The following is a 16,343-nucleotide window of genomic DNA, read 5'->3' as shown; positions in this document are numbered from 1 at the left end:
ACGTCGTCACCCTCGCCCCGGGGGCCGCCAGAAGCCGGTCTCCCGCAGGTCGGGGCCGACGATCCGGCCGTCATCGGTGAGCCGCCAGGTGCGCGACTCGTAGGCGAGGAACCCACGGCCGTCGTGGCTGAACCGGACCCACTGGCCGAACCGGTGATCGCCCCCGGTGCCCGCGGCCTGCCCTTCTCCGTGCCACTCGCCCAGCAGCGGCAGCACCGACAGGAGCTGGTCGGACACCTCCGGGCCGCTGCGGACGTCGACGGTGTCGGGCACCGGCAGCTCGGTCGGCGCGCTCACCGCCGGACCCCCGTCGGGCGACGCGAGAGGCGCACGGCGCCGTAGCCGCAGGACAGCGCGGCCAGCGCCGCCAGGGTGGCCAGGACCCAGGCAGAAACCATGCCCGCCACGGTAGTGACGACGGCGCCCCTCGGCTCAGGCGGTCACCGGCGTCCCGGCGGCGACCGCGGCCACGACGTCGTCCCACGGGGTGGGCTCGAGGCCGAAGGTCGCGGTGGTGGCGCTCGCGTCGATCACGAACTCCTGGTCGAACTGGTGCCGGATGGCCACGACCTCGCGCATCACCGGCACGGCGAGCCCCACCGCGCGCAGCACCGGCCACGGGACCGACGACACGGGGACCGGTGGGACGCCCATGGCCGCGGCGAGGTCGGTGAGCGCCTGCCGCTGCGACCGGGGCGGCGCGCTGGGCACGTGCCAGGCCCGCCCGAGGGCCCGCTCGTCGGTGCCCAGGGTGGCGAGGGTGGCCGCGACATCGGGGAGGTAGGCCCAGCTCCGGAGGGCGTCGGGGTCGCCGACGACCCAGGCGCGGCGGCCGGCCCGCAGCGCGGGCAGCTGCCGGGCCAGGTGCGAGTGCTCGGCGGAGACCTGCGGACCGACGAAGTCCGCAGCGCGGGCCTCGGTCACCCGCACCCGGCCGGCCTCGTGCGCGGCCAGGGCGTCGGCCCACATCCGGGCGCGCACCCGACCCTTGACGTCGGTGGCGTCCAGCGGCGTCTCCGGCGTCATCGGGCCGGACGGCCGTCCGTAGCCGTACAGGTTGCCCATGGTCACCAGGACCGCGCCGGTGCGCTCGGCGGCGCTCAGCAGCGCGGCGGCGACCGGCGGCCAGTCGGTGGCCCACCGCGGATACGCCGGGTTGACGGCGTTGTAGAGGGCATCGGCCCCGGCCGCGGCTGCGGCCAGGGCGTCGGCGTCCGTGGCGTCGACCTGCCGGTGCTCGACCGCGTCGGTCGAGCTGCCCCCGCTGCGGGAGAGCACCCGCACCGCGTGCCCGCGGGCGACCAGCTGCTCAGCGGTGGTGGTGCCGACCGGCCCCTTGCCGACGACGACGTGCAGTCCCATGACGATCTCCTCGCTGGACGAGAGCGGTGCTCTCTGATGCGAACGATGCTCTACCGCCGTCGCCGCCCGTGTCAAGAGCAGTGCTCTCCATTGCGATCGGTGATCTCGCCGGGCATCATCGAAGCCGTGCCCACAGCCCGCGAGCGCGTCCGCGCCGAGGTGGACCGCCGAGATCACCGCCGCTGCCCGTCGCCAGCTCGCCGAGGTCGGGGCGGCCGCGCTGTCGCTGCGCGCGGTGGCCCGGGAGGTGGGGATGGTGTCGTCCGCGGTGTACCGGTACTTCCCCAGCCGTGACGACCTGCTGACCCGGCTGATCCTCGAGGGCTACGACGCCCTGGGCGAGGCCGCGGAGGCGGCCGACGCCCCCGCCGACCCGCCCCGGGAGCGCTGGCTGGCCGTCTGCCGGGCCGTGCGGGCGTGGGCCCTGGCGCACCCGCACGAGTACGCGCTGCTCTACGGCTCCCCCGTGCCCGGCTACTCCGCACCGCCGGACACCGTCCCGGCCGCGGCGCGGGTCGGCATCGCACTCGGCGGGATCCTGCGCGCCGCCGCCTTCTCCGGCGCCCTGCCCCCCGGCACCGGCGGCCGCGACCCCGCGCTGGTGAGCGATGAGACGGCGGCCGTCCTCGGTGGCGACCACCCGTCGATCGACGACGCCGTCCGCGTGCGCGCCCTGCTCGCGTGGAGCTCGCTGTTCGGCACGATCAGCTTCGAGCTGTTCGGCCACCTGGTCGGCTCGGTCCAGGACGGCGACCGCTACTTCGACCGCGCCATGACCGAGCTCGCCGCGCTCCTCGGACTCTGAGTGCCGTTCACCCCCAGCCACGCGGCGGCCGCGCTGCCGTTCCTGCGCACGCCGCTGCCCGTCTCCGCGCTCGTCGCGGGCACGGTGGCACCCGACCTGCCCTTCTACCTGCCGTTCGCGCTGCCCTGGCCGACGCACACCGCGACCGCCGTCGTCACCACGGACGTGCTCATCGGGCTGGCCGCGTGGGCGCTGTGGCACGGGCTGCTGGCCGCACCCGCGGTGCGCGCCGCGCCGGCCGCGCTGCGCGCCCGGGTGGCCGGCGTCCCCGTCGGGCTGCGCAGCCGGCTCGCGTCACCGTCGCGCGGCGCCTGGACGCTGCTCGCACTCGCCGTCGGCGCCGCCACCCACGTGCTGTGGGACGAGTTCACCCATGCCCGGCGCTGGGGTCCGGAGACGTTCCCCGTGCTCGCCGAGCAGTGGGGGGCGATGCCCGGCTACCGGTGGCTGCAGTACGCGACGAGCGTGCTGGGCGGGCTGGTGCTGCTCGCCTGGGCAGTGCGCTGGTGGCGCCGGACGCCGGCCCGGACGACCCCTCCGCCCGGACGCCGGTGGCCCTGGGTGCTGCTGGGCACGGTCGGCGTCGTCGTCGGCGCGGTGGCCGCGGTGCCGGCCGGCGATCTCGGCGAGGCGATCTACGACGCCGCGACGTGGGGCGGCGGCACCGCCCTGGCCGCCGCCGCCGTGCTCGCCGCCGTCTGGCAGGTGCGGCACCGCACCCGGTGACCGGGGGTGAGCTGCCGGGCGGCCACCTAGACTGCGTGCGAGCGGACCAGCGATCGCCGGGCACCGCTGTGGCACGGCCCGGACGACGGAGGTGCGCGTGCGATCGCCCGAGGAGGAGCTCGCACGCGCGCTCGCCCGGTACGAATGGGTGCTGGCCAACGTCGCCGACGGCATCTACGGCCTCGACGTCGAGGGGCGGGTCGAGTTCGTCAACCCCGCCGCGGTGCGCCTCACCGGCTACCCGTCCGCCGAGCAGCGCGGCCTCGACCAGCACGCCCTGCTGCACCACTCCCGTCCCGACGGCTCCGCGTACGCGCGCGAGGAGTGCCCCGTCTGGCAGGCCATGCGCAGCGGCCGCACCGTGCTGGCCGACGACGAGGTGTTCTGGCGCAAGGACGGCGTCCCGGTGCCCGTCGAGCTGATCGCCGTCCCGACGGTGGAGGACGGCGAGGTCACCGGCGTCATCGTGTCCTTCCGCGACCTCAGCGAGCGGCGGGCGGCCGAGGCGCAGGCCGCCGAGCTGGACCGGCTGGCCCGCGAGGCGGCGTCGTCCCGGGCGCTCGCCGACCGGCTGCAGCAGGCGCTGCTCACCCCGCCGCCCGAGCCCGACCACCTGCACGTCGTCGTCCGCTACCTGCCGGCCGGCCTCCAGTCGCAGGTCGGCGGCGACTGGTACGACGCCTTCCTCCAGCCCGACGGCGCCACGATGCTCGCGATCGGCGACGTCGTGGGGCACGGGAGCAGCGCCGCGGCCGCGATGGGCCAGCTCCGCGGCACCCTGCGCGCGCTGGCCTACGACAACGAGGAGACCCCGGCCGCGACGCTGCAGCGCACGGACCGGACCGCGACCGGGCTGGCGGTCTCGACCGTGGCGACGGCGATCCTCGCCCGCATCGAGCGGCACCCCGACGTGCCGGTGACCGGACGCCGGGTGGTGCGCTGGAGCAACGCCGGGCACGTCCCGCCGCTGCTGCTCGCTCCCGACGGCAGCTCGCGGGTGCTGGAGACGCCTCCGGACCTGATGCTGGGCGTCGAGCCGTCCGTCCCACGGCACGACCACACCGTCGAGCTCGACTCCGACCACACGCTGCTGCTGGTCACCGACGGCCTGGTCGAGCGGCGCGGCTCCGACCTCGACGAGGGCATGGCCCGCCTGCAGGACGCACTGCACGACCTGGGCCGGACGCCGCTGCCCGAGCTGCTGGACACGGTCCTCGACCGGCTCGTTCCCCGGGCCGGCGAGGACGACGTCGCCGTGGTGGCCGTGCGGGCCTACCCCGAGGACCGGCCGCGGCCGGCCGAGGCGGGCCCGACGGTGCTACCGCCCGGCCTCGCCTGAACGCGGCAGCGCCCGCCCCGGCCGGAGCCGGAACGGGCGCACCGCCGCCCGAGCGGGCGGCCCCCTTCAGGGCCCCGCCCTGAGCGTGCGAAGGGCGGGGGGAAGGGGGTCCTTCTACTACTCGATGACGATCGTCGTCTCGTTCAGGCCGACCTCGGCGTCGATGGTCCGCTCACCCTTGCCGACGGCGGCGAGGGAGCGGACCTTCCAGGTGCCGGGGGCGGCGAAGAACCGGAACTCGCCCTCGGGGCTGGTCACCACCTCGGCGGTGAACTCGTCGGTGCCGTCCAGCAGCCGGACGTAGGCGCCGGCGACGGGCGCGCCGTCGTGCCAGACCTGGCCCTGGATGACGGTCTGCGTGCTCAGGTCGATGCCGGCGAGGGCACCACCCTGCTTCGGGGCTCCGCACATGGGTCAGCTCACTTCTCGATCGGGACGCCGACGAGCGAGCCGTACTCGACCCAGCTGCCGTCGTAGTTCTTGACGTTCTTCTTGCCGAGCAGCTCGCTGAGCACGAACCAGGTGTGGCTCGAGCGCTCGCCGATCCGGCAGTAGGCGATGGTCTCGCGGCTGTCGTCGAAGCCCTGCTCGCCGTAGAGGGCGGCCAGCTGCTCGTCGGACTTGAAGGTGCCGTCCTCGTTCGCGGCCTTGCTCCACGGGATGTTGATCGCCGTCGGCACGTGGCCGGCGCGCTGCGACTGCTCCTGCGGCAGGTGCGCGGGGGCGAGGATCTTGCCGGAGAACTCGTCGGGCGAGCGCACGTCGACCAGGTTCTTGCTGCCGATCGCGGCGACGACCTCGTCGCGGAACGCGCGGATGGAGAGGTCGGGCTCGCTCGCCACGTACTGCGTGGCGGGGCGCGAGACGGCGTCCTTGGACAGCGGGCGGCCGTCCAGCTCCCACTTCTTGCGGCCACCGTCCATGAGCTTGACGTCGCGGTGGCCGTAGATCTTGAAGTACCAGTAGGCGTAGGCGGCGAACCAGTTGTTGTTGCCGCCGTAGAGCACCACGGTGTCGTCGTTGCCGATGCCGCGGGAGGACAGCAGCGCCTCGAAGGCGGTCTTGTCGAGGTAGTCGCGGCGCAGCGGGTCCTGCAGGTCCTGCTTCCAGTCCAGCTTGACGGCGCCCTCGAGGTGGCCGCCGTCGTAGGCGCTGGTGTCCTCGTCGACCTCGACGAAGACGATGCCGGGGGTGCCCAGGTTCTCCTGGGCCCAGTCGACGGAGACGAGCACGTCGGTACGGCTCATGGTGTAGCTCCCTGTGGTCGGTCGTGCATGGTCTGGATGTCGTGCATGGTCTGGATCAGGTCGGTCAGGCGGTGCGGGCGGGCAGCACCCGCCGGGCGGTGAGGTACAGCTCGCAGCCCAGGCAGAACCCGGTGGCCGCGTTGAGCAGGGCCGCCACGAGCGCGACGCCGGTGGCGACGGCGCCGAGCACGGGGACGCCGGCGAGGTAGCCGGCGGCGCCGACGACGGTGAACAGCAGGCCGACGAGCTGGGCGAAGCGCGGCGGCGCCTCGGGCTCGCGCTCCCGCACCGGCCCCAGCCGCGGGGCGACGAGGGTGCGGAAGAGCAGGCCGTAGGGGGAGAACCGCAGGCCGGCCAGCGCACCGGCGGCGAAGACCAGCGCCTGGACGGCGACCAGCCAGCCGCTGCCGGTGAGCAGCGCGACGGCGAGGACGACCGAGGTGAGCGCCGCGGCGAAGCGGGGCGCGCGCACGTCGATCAGCGCGGAGGGTGCAGTCATTGCGGGAGAGGACCTCAGAACGGCGGACAGGGCGCGTCTGGTCGGTCGGGTGCCGACCTCAGGAGGTCGGACAGAGGCAGCTGCCCAGGCGGCACAGGTCCACTGTGCGGCGCGAGGTCAGCAGGATGCCCACGGCGCGAGGGTAGCGGATCACCGCGACACCCCCGCGTGCGCGTCCACGAGGGCGGTCAGCTCCTCGGCGCGCGGGGCGCCGCTGCTGCGCCCGACGAGGGCCCCGGAGCGGTCGAGGTAGAACAGCGTCGGCGTGCGCCGGACGTCGAGCGCGCGCACCTCGTCGAGGTGGCTCTCGGCGTCGACCTGGACCACGGCCAGGCCCGGCCGGGTGGTCTGCAGCTGGGCCAGCCGTGCCTTGGTCGCCCGGCACGGGCCGCAGAACGCGGTCGAGAACTGGACGACGGTGAGGTCGGCGTCCCCGGGGCGCACCCCGAGCCGCTCGAACGCCGCGGTTCCCGCGTCCACCTCGTCCTCCTCCCGGACCGGCCGGAGCGCGCCGTCGCGCGTGCGCTGCCACCACGCCGCGAGCGCCGCCGCGGCCAGCGCGACGGCGAGGACGACGATCCCGATCGTGCTCATCGACGGGCGTAACCCGATCGATCCGGTCGGCTATTCCGCCCGCAGCACGGCGTCGTCGGCCTCGACGCGCACCTGGACCCCGTCCGCTCCCGGCGCGACACCGGTCAGCCGCAGGCCGAAGGGCAGCTCGGGCAGGGTGTAGCGCAGGTCCAGCAGGTCGCTCACCCGCCCGACGAGGAAGGACGGGATCTCGACGCCGGCCCCCGCCGCCCGCTCGACGTCGACGACGAGCTCGTCACCCTCGAGCGTCACGGTGCCGGCGGCGCTGACCGGCAGCGTGTAGCCCAGCAGCTCCACGGTGCGGCTGATCCGCAGGCCGTCGCCCTCCGGGCTGAGCGTGGCGTCGCCGCCGAGCTCCTGGGCCAGCAGGTCGTAGGCGAGCGTCGCGCGGCCGTCGATGCGGTCCACCGGCAACTCGCTCACGTCACCGGACAGCGCGTCGGACAGCGGGACGCGGATCCCGCGCAGGACGGTGTCGACCGGGACCTCGCCGGCCTGCCCGGGCTGGGCGGCGGTCAGCGAGATGCGCACGTCGTGGTACCGCCCGCCGGCGGCCTGGGTCAGGAACGGGAACCCCCGGATGTCGACCTCCGGCTCGCCGGTCACCTGCTCCTGGGCGGCCAGCTCGTCGGCGACCGTGCCCTCGGCGACCCGTACCGCGACCCGGTCGGCCACCAGCGCGATGCCGGCCAGCAGCAGCAGCCCCACGAGCAGCGCCCTCACCGGCGCCCGCTCACAGCGCGGCCTGCAGCGCCAGCGCGACCGGCGCGCAGGCGGCGACGGGGAGGGCCACCTGCACGACCGGGAGCAGCCAGGGGGAGAACTGCTGCACCTGGGCGTCGGGGGCCTCGTCGTCGGTCCCGCCGTCGGTCCCGGCGTCCGCCTCGTCGGTGGCGTCGGAGGTCGGCCCGGGCGCGGCCCGGGGCATGGGCTCGGGAGTCGCCTCGACCACGAGGTAGCTGGCGACCAGCGCGGTCAGCGCCGCGACGCCGCCGATCACCACGCCGTGCACCAGCGCGCGCTCGACGTCCAGCGCCTCGCCCGTGCCGGCCGCGAGGACCGCGACCAGGGTGCCCGCGGCGACCGCGAGCACGAGGCCCAGCAGCCCGCGCGGCACGCCGTCGGCCAGCTGCGGCCGCGGCAGCGCCGCGTCGACGAGGTGGCCGACGACCAGCGCCGCGCCCACGGCCAGCAGTGCGACCAGCGCCCGCTCGGAGCCGGCGTCGGTGCGGCCCAGCAGGAGCAGCGCGGCCAGCGCGGCGACGGCGACCATCAGCAGCACCGCCCCGGCGAGCGAGGCGACCAGGTCGCTGCGGCGCCGGCGCAGCATCTGCTGGACGACGACGGCCAGGAAGCCGACGCCGATCACCGCGAGCAGCTCGCCGAGCTCGGGGTCGTCGGGCAGCACGAGGGCGAGGTCGGCGGCGACCGCGACCCCCGCGCCCACTGCCAGCGAGCCCGCGAAACCCTGGATGCCGGTGACCAGCACCCAGCACAGCACCAGGCCGAGCTGCAGCACCAGGACGGCGGCGAGGCGGCCGGTCTGGCCGAGCACCGCGGGCAGCCCCACGAGGAGGGCGACGGCGACCGCCGCGAACGCCGCCGCGGGCAGGTGGTGCCCCCGCGCGGTCAGGCGGGACGGCGGGGCGGCGGTGCTCACGCCGTCGATGGTGGCACGCAGCCGGCCCCGGACCGGGTACCGCCGCGGGTGACGTCCCGGCCAGGCGCTGCCCGCGCCCGGCCGTGTCGGCTATCCTGCGTCCTCACCTCGACAGCGTCGTCGACGGCCGCCACGGCTGCGCGTCGTGGGAACCCTCGAGGAGACGACATGCGACTGGTCCTCATGACCTCCGCGCGACAGGCCACGACCGAGGTGCTGCCCGCCCTCGGGCTCCTGGGTCACCAGGTCCACGTGGTCGCCCCCGAGCTGTCGAGCCTGCTGGACGGCGACTCCGGCGACGTGGTCCTCGTCGACGCGCGTCACGACCTGATCCAGGCCCGCACGCTCTGCGGGCTGCTCTCCTCCACCGGCGTGGCCGGCGCGCTGGTCGCCGTCCTCTCCGAGGGCGGCCTGGTGGCGCTCTCCGCCGACTGGGGTGTGGACGACGTCCTGCTCGACACCGCCGGCCCGGCCGAGGTCGACGCGCGGCTGAAGTGGGCGACCGCCCGCCGGCTCGCCGCCACGACCCCCGCCGACGGCGCCGACAAGGGCGTCACCCAGGCCGGCGAGCTGGTCATCGACGAGCACAGCTACTCGGCCAAGCTGCGCGGCCGCCCGCTCGACCTGACCTACAAGGAGTTCGAGCTGCTCAAGTACCTGGCGCAGCACCCGGGCCGGGTCTTCTCCCGCGCCCAGCTGCTCCAGGAGATCTGGGGCTACGACTACTTCGGGGGCACGCGCACCGTCGACGTCCACGTCCGCCGGCTGCGCGCCAAGCTCGGCACGGAGCACGAGGCGCTGATCGGCACCGTCCGCAACGTCGGCTACAAGCTCGACCAGCAGGTCGCCGACGCCACCGCCCGCGCGACGCAGGCGGAGTCCGACGCCGAGCTGGTCTGACCGCCCGATGAGCTCCGGGCGAGGCGTCGACGTCGACGCCGTCCTCGCGCTGCTGCGTGCCGCCGCCGCGGCCGACGGCGTCCGGCCGCTGTCGGAGGAGGCCGAGCTGCGGCTCCAGCACGGCACCCCGGGCGGGTCGGACCTGGTGGTGCACGACGACGGCGCCCTCGCCGGCTACGCCCGCTACGACGACGGAAGCGCCGAGCTGGTGGTGCACCCGGAGCTGCGGCGCCGGGGCCACGGCCGCGCCCTGCTGGGCGAGCTGCTGGAGCTGGCCGGCGACCGCCCGCTGGACGTCTGGGCGCACGGCGACCTGCCGGGTTCGGCCGAGCTGCTCAGCGCCCACGGGTTCGAGCGCGCCCGCGTGCTGCTGCAGATGCGCCGCGACCTGGCCGGCACCGACCCCGATCCGCAGCCACGCCTCCCCGGCGACGTCCGCGTGCTGCCCTTCCGCCCCGGCGTCGACGAGGAGGCGTGGCTGCGGGTCAACGCCCGCGCCTTCGACTGGCACCCCGAGCAGGGCCGGATGACCCGTGCCGACCTCGAGCTGCGGGAGGCCGAGCCGTGGTTCGACCCCGCCGGCTTCCTCATGGCCTGGCGCGGCGACCCCGACGACGGCGGCACGCTGCTCGGCTCGCACTGGACGAAGGTGCACCCGGCCGGTGACGCCGGGCCCGATCCGGTCGGCGAGATCTACGTGCTCGGGGTCGACCCCGACGCACAGGGGCTGCGGCTCGGGGGCGCGCTCACCGATCTCGGGCTGGCGCACCTGCACCGGCAGGGCCTGGGCTCGGTGCTCCTCTACGTCGAGGAGGACAACACCGCGGCCGTGCGGCTGTACGAGCGGCGCGGTTTCACCCGCTACGCCGTCGACGTCTCCTGGCGGCGCACCCCCGCCTGACGGGCCCGTTCACGGCCCGGTGGTGACCTGTCGCACGTGCCGTCGGCAACACCTCCGCGGCCGTTCACCTCCCGTTCACCCGGGTCCGGGCCACCGGCCACCTCGGCTTCCTAGCGTCCTCCTCGACGGTCCCAGTGCTGCCCGGAAGACGTCCGGGCCATGTCGAGAGGTTCTTCGTTGAAGCTCAGCACCACGGCGCGCGCCACCACCCTGGCGATGGCGCTCACCGGCACCCTCGCGCTCAGCGCGTGCGGCGCCGCCAACGAGTCCGGCTCCGGGGACACCGGCGGCGGCAGCGACGCCGCCGAGCTCAGCGGCGACCTGGTCGGCGCGGGCGCCAGCAGCCAGCAGGCCGCCATGGAGGCCTGGCAGGCCGGGTTCCAGGGCGAGTACCCGGATGTGGACTTCAGCTACGACCCGGTCGGCTCGGGCGGCGGGCGCGAGCAGTTCATCGCCGGCGCCACCGACTTCGCCGGCTCCGACGCCGCGCTGGACGACGAGGAGCTCGCCGCGGCGCAGGAGCGCTGCGCGGGGGGCGAGATCTTCGAGCTGCCCAACTACATCTCGCCGATCGCGGTCATCTTCAACCTCGAGGGCGTCGAGGAGCTCGACCTCTCGCCGGCCACCATCGCGGGCATCTTCACCGGCGCCATCACCACGTGGAACGACCCGGCCATCGCGGCGGACAACCCCGACGCGACCCTGCCGGCCACGGCCATCACCCCCGTGCACCGCGGGGACGACTCCGGGACGACGGACAACTTCACCGACTACCTGTTCCAGACCGCCGGTGACGTGTGGACCTCCGAGCCCGACGGCGAGTGGCCGCTGGGCGGCGGTGAGGCCGCCAACGGCACCTCCGGCGTCGTCGGCGTCGTCGAGAGCACCCCCGGCGCGATTACCTACGCCGACGCCAGCCGGGCCGGCGACCTCGGCGTCGTCAACGTGCAGGTCGGCGAGGAGTTCGTCGCCCCGACGCCCGAGTCCGCCGCCGCGGTGGTGGAGAACTCCCCGGCGGTCGAGGGCCGGGGTGAGTACGACTTCGCGATCGAGGTCGACCGGAAGACCGAGGGCTCGGGCGAGTACCCGATCGTCCTGGTCAGCTACCACGTCGGCTGCATCTCCTACGACGACCAGGAGACCGCGGACAACGTCACGGCCTTCCTGGAGTACGTGATCAGCGAGGACGGCCAGCAGGTCGCGGCCGACAACGCGGGCAACGCGCCGCTGTCCGACGCGCTCCGCGAGCAGGCGCAGACCGCGGTCGAGGCGATCACCACCGCCGGCTGATCGCACCCCGCACCGCGGTGGCCCGGGACGTCGCACCGACGTCCCGGGCCTTCGCACCACCCGGACCGCGCACCCGCACCCCCACGACCGAGCCCACGGAGCACCGGTGACCACCACGAAGGCCCCGCCCGAGACGCCGCCGCAGCAGCGCGCCGTCCGCCGGCCGGGCGACCGCATCTTCGCCGGGAGCGCCAAGGGCTCCGCGGCATCTTCATCCTGCTCGTCCTCGCCGGCGTCGCGGCGTTCCTCATCAGCGAGGCCGTCCCGGCGCTCACCGCCCCCGCCGAGGACATCCCCGGCGGCGAGGGCCTGGCGTCCTACGTCGGCCCGCTCGTGCTCGGCACCCTGCTGGGAGCGGTCCTCGCGCTGCTGATCGCGACCCCGCTCGCCGTCGCCATCGCGCTGTACGTGACCTTCTACGCGCCGCGCCGGCTCGCGGCCGCCATGGGCTACGTCATCGACCTGCTGGCCGCCATCCCCAGCGTCGTCTACGGCTTCTGGGGCCTGGCCGTCCTCGCCCCGGCCCTGGTGCCCTTCCACGAGTGGGCGGCCGACAACCTGGGCTTCCTGCCGTTCTTCGCCGGGCCCGCCTCGGCCAGCGGCCGCACGATGTTCACCGTCGGCCTGGTGCTGGCGGTGATGATCCTGCCGATCATCTCGGCCATCTCCCGCGAGGTGTTCAGCCAGGCGCCGGCCCTCCACCGCGAGGCGGCGCTGGCGCTGGGCGCGACCCGCTGGGAGATGATCCGCATGGCGGTCCTCCCCTACGGCAAGTCCGGGATCATCGGCGGGGCGATGCTGGGCCTGGGCCGGGCGCTCGGCGAGACGATGGCCGTGGCGATCGTGCTCTCCGGTGGTGCCGGCGCCACGCTGAACCTGATCAGCAGCTCCAACCCCTCGACGATCGCGTCGAACATCGCCCTGCGGTTCCCGGAGGCCACCGGCCTGGGGGTCAACACGCTGATCGCCAGCGGCCTCGTGCTGTTCGTGATCACGCTGGTGGTCAACATGCTCGCCCGCTGGGTCGTCAACCGGCGGGCCGACTTCTCCGGAGCCAACTGATGAGCACCGCCGTGCAGTCCGCCCCGGAGCGCCCCGCGCCGCAGTCCGCCGTGCGCTCCCGTCGTCGGCTCCCCCGCCTCGCGCCGCTCGGTCTGTACCTGGCCGGCATCGCCCTCGGCGCCGGGCTCTCCGCGCTGACCGGCTTCGGCGTCGTCTCCACCGTGATCTACGGCGTGCTGCTCGGCACGCTCGCGGTCTACGTCGTCACCCGTGCCGTCGAGGGCCCGCGCAAGGCGACCGACCGACTGGTCACCTGCCTGGTGACGACGGCGTTCGGCCTGGCGATGGTCCCGCTGGTGTCGCTGGTCTGGACCGTCCTGGACAACGGCCTGCCGCGCCTGGACGGCCAGTTCTTCACCAACTCGATGTTCCGGGTCGTCGGCGAGGGCGGCGGGGCGTACCACGCGATCCTGGGCACGCTGATCATCACGGCGCTGGCGACGCTGATCTCGGTGCCGATCGGCCTGATGACGGCGATCTACCTGGTCGAGTACGCGACCGGGCGGCTGAAGCGGTCGATCACCTTCTTCGTCGACGTCATGACCGGCATCCCCTCGATCGTGGCCGGCCTGTTCGCCTTCGCGCTGTTCACGCTGCTGTTCGGCAACGACGTCCGGATGGGGGTGATGGGCGCGGTCGCGCTGTCGGTGCTGATGATCCCGGTCGTCGTCCGGTCCTGCGAGGAGGTGCTCAAGCTCGTCCCCAACGAGCTGCGGGAGGCCAGCTACGCGCTCGGCGTCCCGAAGTGGCGGACGGTCGTCAAGGTCGTGCTGCCCACCGCGATCGCCGGGCTGGGCACGGGCATCACCCTGTCGGTCGCCCGCGTCGTCGGCGAGACCGCCCCGCTGCTGGTGACCGTCGGCCTGATCACCGGCACGAACCTCAACCCGTTCGACGGGCGCATGGCGACGCTGCCGGTGTTCGCCTACTACCAGCTCACCCAGCCCGGCACGGCCACCCAGGCCTTCCTCGACCGGGCCTGGACCGCTGCCCTCGTGCTGATCATCCTGGTGATGGCGCTCAACGTCGTCGCCCGCCTGATCAGTCGCTTCTTCGCCCCCTCGACCGGTCGCTGACCGGCTCCGACGCTTCGACCGACCGACCCAGAGGACACTTCCGTGGCCAAGCGCATCGAGGTCTCCGACCTCAACATCTACTACGGCAACTTCCTGGCCGTGGAGGGCGTCACCATCTCCATCGAGCCGCGCAGCATCACCGCGCTGATCGGCCCGTCGGGCTGCGGGAAGTCCACCTTCCTGCGCTCGCTGAACCGGATGCACGAGGTGCTGCCCGGCGCCCGGGTGGAGGGCAAGGTCGTCATGGACGGCCACGACCTCTACGGCGCCGACGTCGACCCGGTCGACGTGCGCCGCCAGATCGGCATGGTGTTCCAGCGGCCCAACCCGTTCCCGACGATGTCCATCTACGACAACGTCGTCGCCGGCAACCGGCTGAACAACCGGCGGATGAAGAAGTCCGAGGCCGACGAGTTGGTCGAGAAGTCACTGCGCGGCGCCAACCTCTGGAACGAGGTCAAGGACCGGCTCGACCGGCCCGGCTCCAGCCTCTCGGGAGGTCAGCAGCAGCGGCTGTGCATCGCCCGCGCCATCGCGGTCGAGCCGGACGTGCTGCTCATGGACGAGCCGTGCTCCGCGCTGGACCCGATCTCCACGCTGGCGATCGAGGACCTGATGGCGGAGCTGAAGGACCGGTTCACCATCGTGATCGTCACGCACAACATGCAGCAGGCGGCGCGGGTGAGCGAGTCCACCGGCTTCTTCAACCTCAGCGGGGTCGGGCAGCCCGGCCGGCTGATCGAGTTCAACCCGACGGAGAAGATCTTCAGCAACCCCGACCAGAAGGCCACCGAGGACTACATCTCCGGTCGCTTCGGCTGAGCCGGCGCGTTCCCGCGCGAACGTGGCCGAGCCAGGTGCCTGACGGCGTTCCCGCGGGAACGCCGCCCGCGATCAGCACGCATCGATGGTCGTCCCGCCAGCCCCCCGCAGCGCCGTGGCTGCGAGGTGATCACGCCGGTCAGCCGCAGCTGACGGGGGCGGGCTGCTCCGCCGCAGCCGGGGCCTCGGCGGTGTCGTCCGGGACCGGCTGCGGCTCCGCCACCGGGGCGGGCAGCGGCTCGACGCCCGCGTAGCCGGGGCCGATGATCAGCTGCACGGTCTCGCCGATGTCGTCGCTGGCCTGCAGCACCGAGCCCGGGACGGCGGCAGCGACCGTGCGCGCCTGGGCGACCATGCCCGGCCCGTGACGGACGACGGACTGGCTGACGGTCCCGTCGGCGTTCCCCACCTCACCGACGACGAAGCCCTGGGCGCGCAGGTCGTCGGCGGAGGTGCTCGCCAGCCCCCGCGTGCCGGTCCCGTTGAGGACGTCGAGCTGCACCTCGGCCGGGCTGAGGAGCGCGGTGCCCGGATCGGCCGGCACGGCCACCGGCTGCTCCTCGGGGCCCTCCCCCGGCTGCGCGACGGCATCGGTCTCGGTGACGAAGCCCTCGGGCACGCGGCTGCCGTCGATCACCGCGTCGAAGAGGCTGCGCGTGCCGGCGCCGTCGAGCAGCACGAACGCCTCGTCGGAGCCTGCCGGCACGTGGCCCACCTGGGCGACCGGGAGGCCGGTGCGCGCCACGGCGTCGCCGGAGACGTCGCCGAGGGAGGAGGCCAGCGAGCGCAGGTCGCCGAGGGTGGTCTGCTCGTCGACGGTGAGCGCGTCGGCGGCCCGGGTGAGGAACCGGGTGAGGGTGACCGGGTCGAGGACGTTCGACCGGGACATCGCGGCGCGCAGCGTGGAGGTCAGCAGCCGCTGGGCCCGCTCGGCGACCGCCGTCCCGGTGGCGTCCGAGCCGTCGCCGGCCGGGCGCAGGTAGCCGGTGGCCGTCTCGCCGGTGAGCTCGGAGGCGCCGGCGGGCGGGGGCACCGCGGCGGCCGCCGTCGCCCGCGACGGCACGATGCACACCGGCACCCCGCCGAGCGCGTCGACCAGCCCGGGCAGGCGGGCGAGGTCGACGCCGAGGTAGTGGTCGATCTGCACGCCGGAGAGCTGCTGGACCGCGCGGACCATGCAGGAGGGCCCGCCGTCGAGCAGCGACCGGGCGAACGCCTCGGTGCGGGGTGTGCGCAGCCCGCCGTCGGCGGTGCGGCAGGTGGGGGTGTCGACCAGCGCGGTGGGCGGGATGCCGACCAGCACCGCGCGCTCGCCGTCACCGGACACCGAGGCCAGCAACGTGGCGACCGAGGCGGGGCCCTCCTGGCCCGGCACCCCGGTGCCGACGACGAGGTAGGTGTCCGAGGCCTCCTGCAGCTGCGCGGCGAGGATCTCCGGCCCGTCGGTGGCCAGCGCGTCGACCCGGCCGATCTTCTGGTCGACGTAGAAGTAGAGACCCAGGTGGTAGAGCAGCACCACGCCGACGACGCCGGCCAGCGCGATCCCGGCCCGGATCAGCCGGCGCCGTCCCGGGGTCGTGGCCGGGGCGGGGCGCCGCGGGTGCCGGGGACCGGCCGGCGTCGTCCCGGGCAGGGGCGGGCGGGTGCCGGGCAGCGGCGGGACCGGGCCGCTGCGCCGGACCACGGGGCGCGCGGCCGGCGGCGCGGCCGGCACGGCGTCGGGCCCGGGGGCGGGGCGGGGCGGGCCGCGCCTGGCACGGGCGGGAGCCCAGCCTGCGGCACCGGCGGCAGGCCGGCCTGCGGCGAGGGCGGAGGTGCCGTCGCGCCCTCGGGCACCGGCGGCAGGCCGTTGCGGACGCCCGGCGGCGGTCCGGCCGGCGCGACGGGGCCGGTGCGGCGGTGTCGCGAGCCGTCAGCGCCGACGCGGCTGCGCGCGTCGTCGGCCGTCGGCTCGTCCCCCACCGGTGTCGACACCCTCTGTTCGGAGTTGCTCTGGTCCCGCGCCCGGGGGGCGGGAGGTCACCACGATACGGCGGTCCGGCGTCCCGATCCGCCGACGC

At 74.8% G+C, this 16,343-nt stretch carries 18 protein-coding genes and 1 pseudogene; 10 read left to right on the top strand and 9 right to left on the bottom strand.

All coding sequences use genetic code 11. From position 1 onward, the window contains the following. Positions 1-6: 6 nt before the first annotated feature. Entirely contained in the window at positions 7-297 is a 291-nt protein-coding gene (locus tag JKP76_RS22255) for an FABP family protein (RefSeq protein WP_309232871.1), read from the bottom strand. Between the two features lie 135 nt (positions 298-432). Next, a complete protein-coding gene (locus tag JKP76_RS06815; RefSeq protein ID WP_200490080.1) occupies positions 433-1,362 on the bottom strand; it encodes an NAD-dependent epimerase/dehydratase family protein in 930 nt (309 codons plus the stop codon). A gap of 172 nt (positions 1,363-1,534) precedes the next feature. On the opposite strand from JKP76_RS06815, the pseudogene JKP76_RS23345 reads away from it, so the two are divergent. The 4 genes and pseudogenes from JKP76_RS23345 to JKP76_RS06800 form a co-directional block, all read left to right on the top strand. Next, positions 1,535-1,612: pseudogene (locus tag JKP76_RS23345) on the top strand (TetR/AcrR family transcriptional regulator); the annotation flags it as partial. A 6-nt stretch (positions 1,613-1,618) separates the two neighbouring features. Then, entirely contained in the window at positions 1,619-2,167 is a 549-nt protein-coding gene (locus JKP76_RS06810; protein ID WP_309232870.1) for a TetR-like C-terminal domain-containing protein, read from the top strand. After that, on the top strand, positions 2,168-2,893 hold the full coding sequence (locus JKP76_RS06805) for a DUF4184 family protein (RefSeq protein WP_200490079.1): 726 nt from the start codon (positions 2,168-2,170) through the stop codon (positions 2,891-2,893). A 97-nt stretch (positions 2,894-2,990) separates the two neighbouring features. Further along, entirely contained in the window at positions 2,991-4,232 is a 1,242-nt protein-coding gene (locus tag JKP76_RS06800; RefSeq protein ID WP_309229931.1) for a SpoIIE family protein phosphatase, read from the top strand. Between the two features lie 117 nt (positions 4,233-4,349). Here JKP76_RS06800 and JKP76_RS06795 read toward each other — a convergent pair whose 3' ends face one another. The 6 genes from JKP76_RS06795 to JKP76_RS06770 form a co-directional block, all read right to left on the bottom strand. After that, on the bottom strand, positions 4,350-4,643 hold the full coding sequence (locus JKP76_RS06795; protein ID WP_200490078.1) for a DUF1416 domain-containing protein: 294 nt from the start codon (positions 4,641-4,643) through the stop codon (positions 4,350-4,352). A gap of 8 nt (positions 4,644-4,651) precedes the next feature. Beyond that, a complete protein-coding gene (locus tag JKP76_RS06790) occupies positions 4,652-5,479 on the bottom strand; it encodes a sulfurtransferase (RefSeq protein ID WP_200490077.1) in 828 nt (275 codons plus the stop codon). Between the two features lie 64 nt (positions 5,480-5,543). Then, positions 5,544-5,978: a DUF4395 domain-containing protein gene (locus JKP76_RS06785; RefSeq protein WP_200490076.1), complete on the bottom strand. Its 435-nt coding sequence runs from the start codon at positions 5,976-5,978 to the stop codon at positions 5,544-5,546. A gap of 150 nt (positions 5,979-6,128) precedes the next feature. Next, a complete protein-coding gene (locus JKP76_RS06780; RefSeq protein ID WP_200490075.1) occupies positions 6,129-6,572 on the bottom strand; it encodes a thioredoxin family protein in 444 nt (147 codons plus the stop codon). A 30-nt stretch (positions 6,573-6,602) separates the two neighbouring features. Next, the gene (locus JKP76_RS06775; protein WP_200490074.1) at positions 6,603-7,295 is read right to left on the bottom strand and encodes a DUF2993 domain-containing protein; all 693 of its coding nucleotides are present in this window, start codon (positions 7,293-7,295) and stop codon (positions 6,603-6,605) included. 10 nt (positions 7,296-7,305) lie between these two features. Continuing rightward, positions 7,306-8,232: a hypothetical protein gene (locus JKP76_RS06770; protein WP_200490073.1), complete on the bottom strand. Its 927-nt coding sequence runs from the start codon at positions 8,230-8,232 to the stop codon at positions 7,306-7,308. Between the two features lie 168 nt (positions 8,233-8,400). Here JKP76_RS06770 and JKP76_RS06765 point away from each other — a divergent pair, with 168 nt between their 5' ends. From JKP76_RS06765 to pstB, 6 genes are all read left to right on the top strand, one after another. After that, complete coding sequence (locus JKP76_RS06765; protein ID WP_200490072.1) at positions 8,401-9,132, top strand: response regulator transcription factor; 732 nt, start codon at positions 8,401-8,403, stop codon at positions 9,130-9,132. Between the two features lie 7 nt (positions 9,133-9,139). Next, the gene (gene mshD / locus JKP76_RS06760; protein WP_200490071.1) at positions 9,140-10,033 is read left to right on the top strand and encodes a mycothiol synthase; all 894 of its coding nucleotides are present in this window, start codon (positions 9,140-9,142) and stop codon (positions 10,031-10,033) included. Between the two features lie 177 nt (positions 10,034-10,210). Next, positions 10,211-11,323, top strand: coding sequence for a phosphate ABC transporter substrate-binding protein PstS (gene pstS, locus JKP76_RS06755; protein ID WP_200490070.1), 1,113 nt, complete (start codon positions 10,211-10,213; stop codon positions 11,321-11,323). Positions 11,324-11,530: 207 nt separating this feature from the next. Next, positions 11,531-12,385, top strand: coding sequence for a phosphate ABC transporter permease subunit PstC (gene pstC / locus JKP76_RS06750; RefSeq protein ID WP_309232962.1), 855 nt, complete (start codon positions 11,531-11,533; stop codon positions 12,383-12,385). After that, complete coding sequence (gene pstA, locus JKP76_RS06745; protein ID WP_200490069.1) at positions 12,385-13,461, top strand: phosphate ABC transporter permease PstA; 1,077 nt, start codon at positions 12,385-12,387, stop codon at positions 13,459-13,461. The genes pstC and pstA overlap by 1 nt, the downstream gene beginning before the upstream one ends. Positions 13,462-13,503: 42 nt before the next feature. Continuing rightward, positions 13,504-14,283, top strand: a complete 780-nt coding sequence (pstB, locus tag JKP76_RS06740; RefSeq protein ID WP_200490068.1) for a phosphate ABC transporter ATP-binding protein PstB — start codon at positions 13,504-13,506, stop codon at positions 14,281-14,283. A 139-nt stretch (positions 14,284-14,422) separates the two neighbouring features. On the opposite strand, the gene JKP76_RS06735 is transcribed toward pstB, so the two are convergent. Further along, complete coding sequence (locus tag JKP76_RS06735; RefSeq protein ID WP_200490067.1) at positions 14,423-15,967, bottom strand: LCP family protein; 1,545 nt, start codon at positions 15,965-15,967, stop codon at positions 14,423-14,425. Positions 15,968-16,343 lie beyond the last annotated feature (376 nt).

It is taken from the genome of Blastococcus sp. TML/C7B, assembly GCF_016612845.1.
Lineage (GTDB): Bacteria > Actinomycetota > Actinomycetes > Mycobacteriales > Geodermatophilaceae > Blastococcus.
The sequence above is the reverse complement of the archived record's forward strand: the minus strand, read 5'-3'. Positions and strand labels throughout refer to the sequence as shown.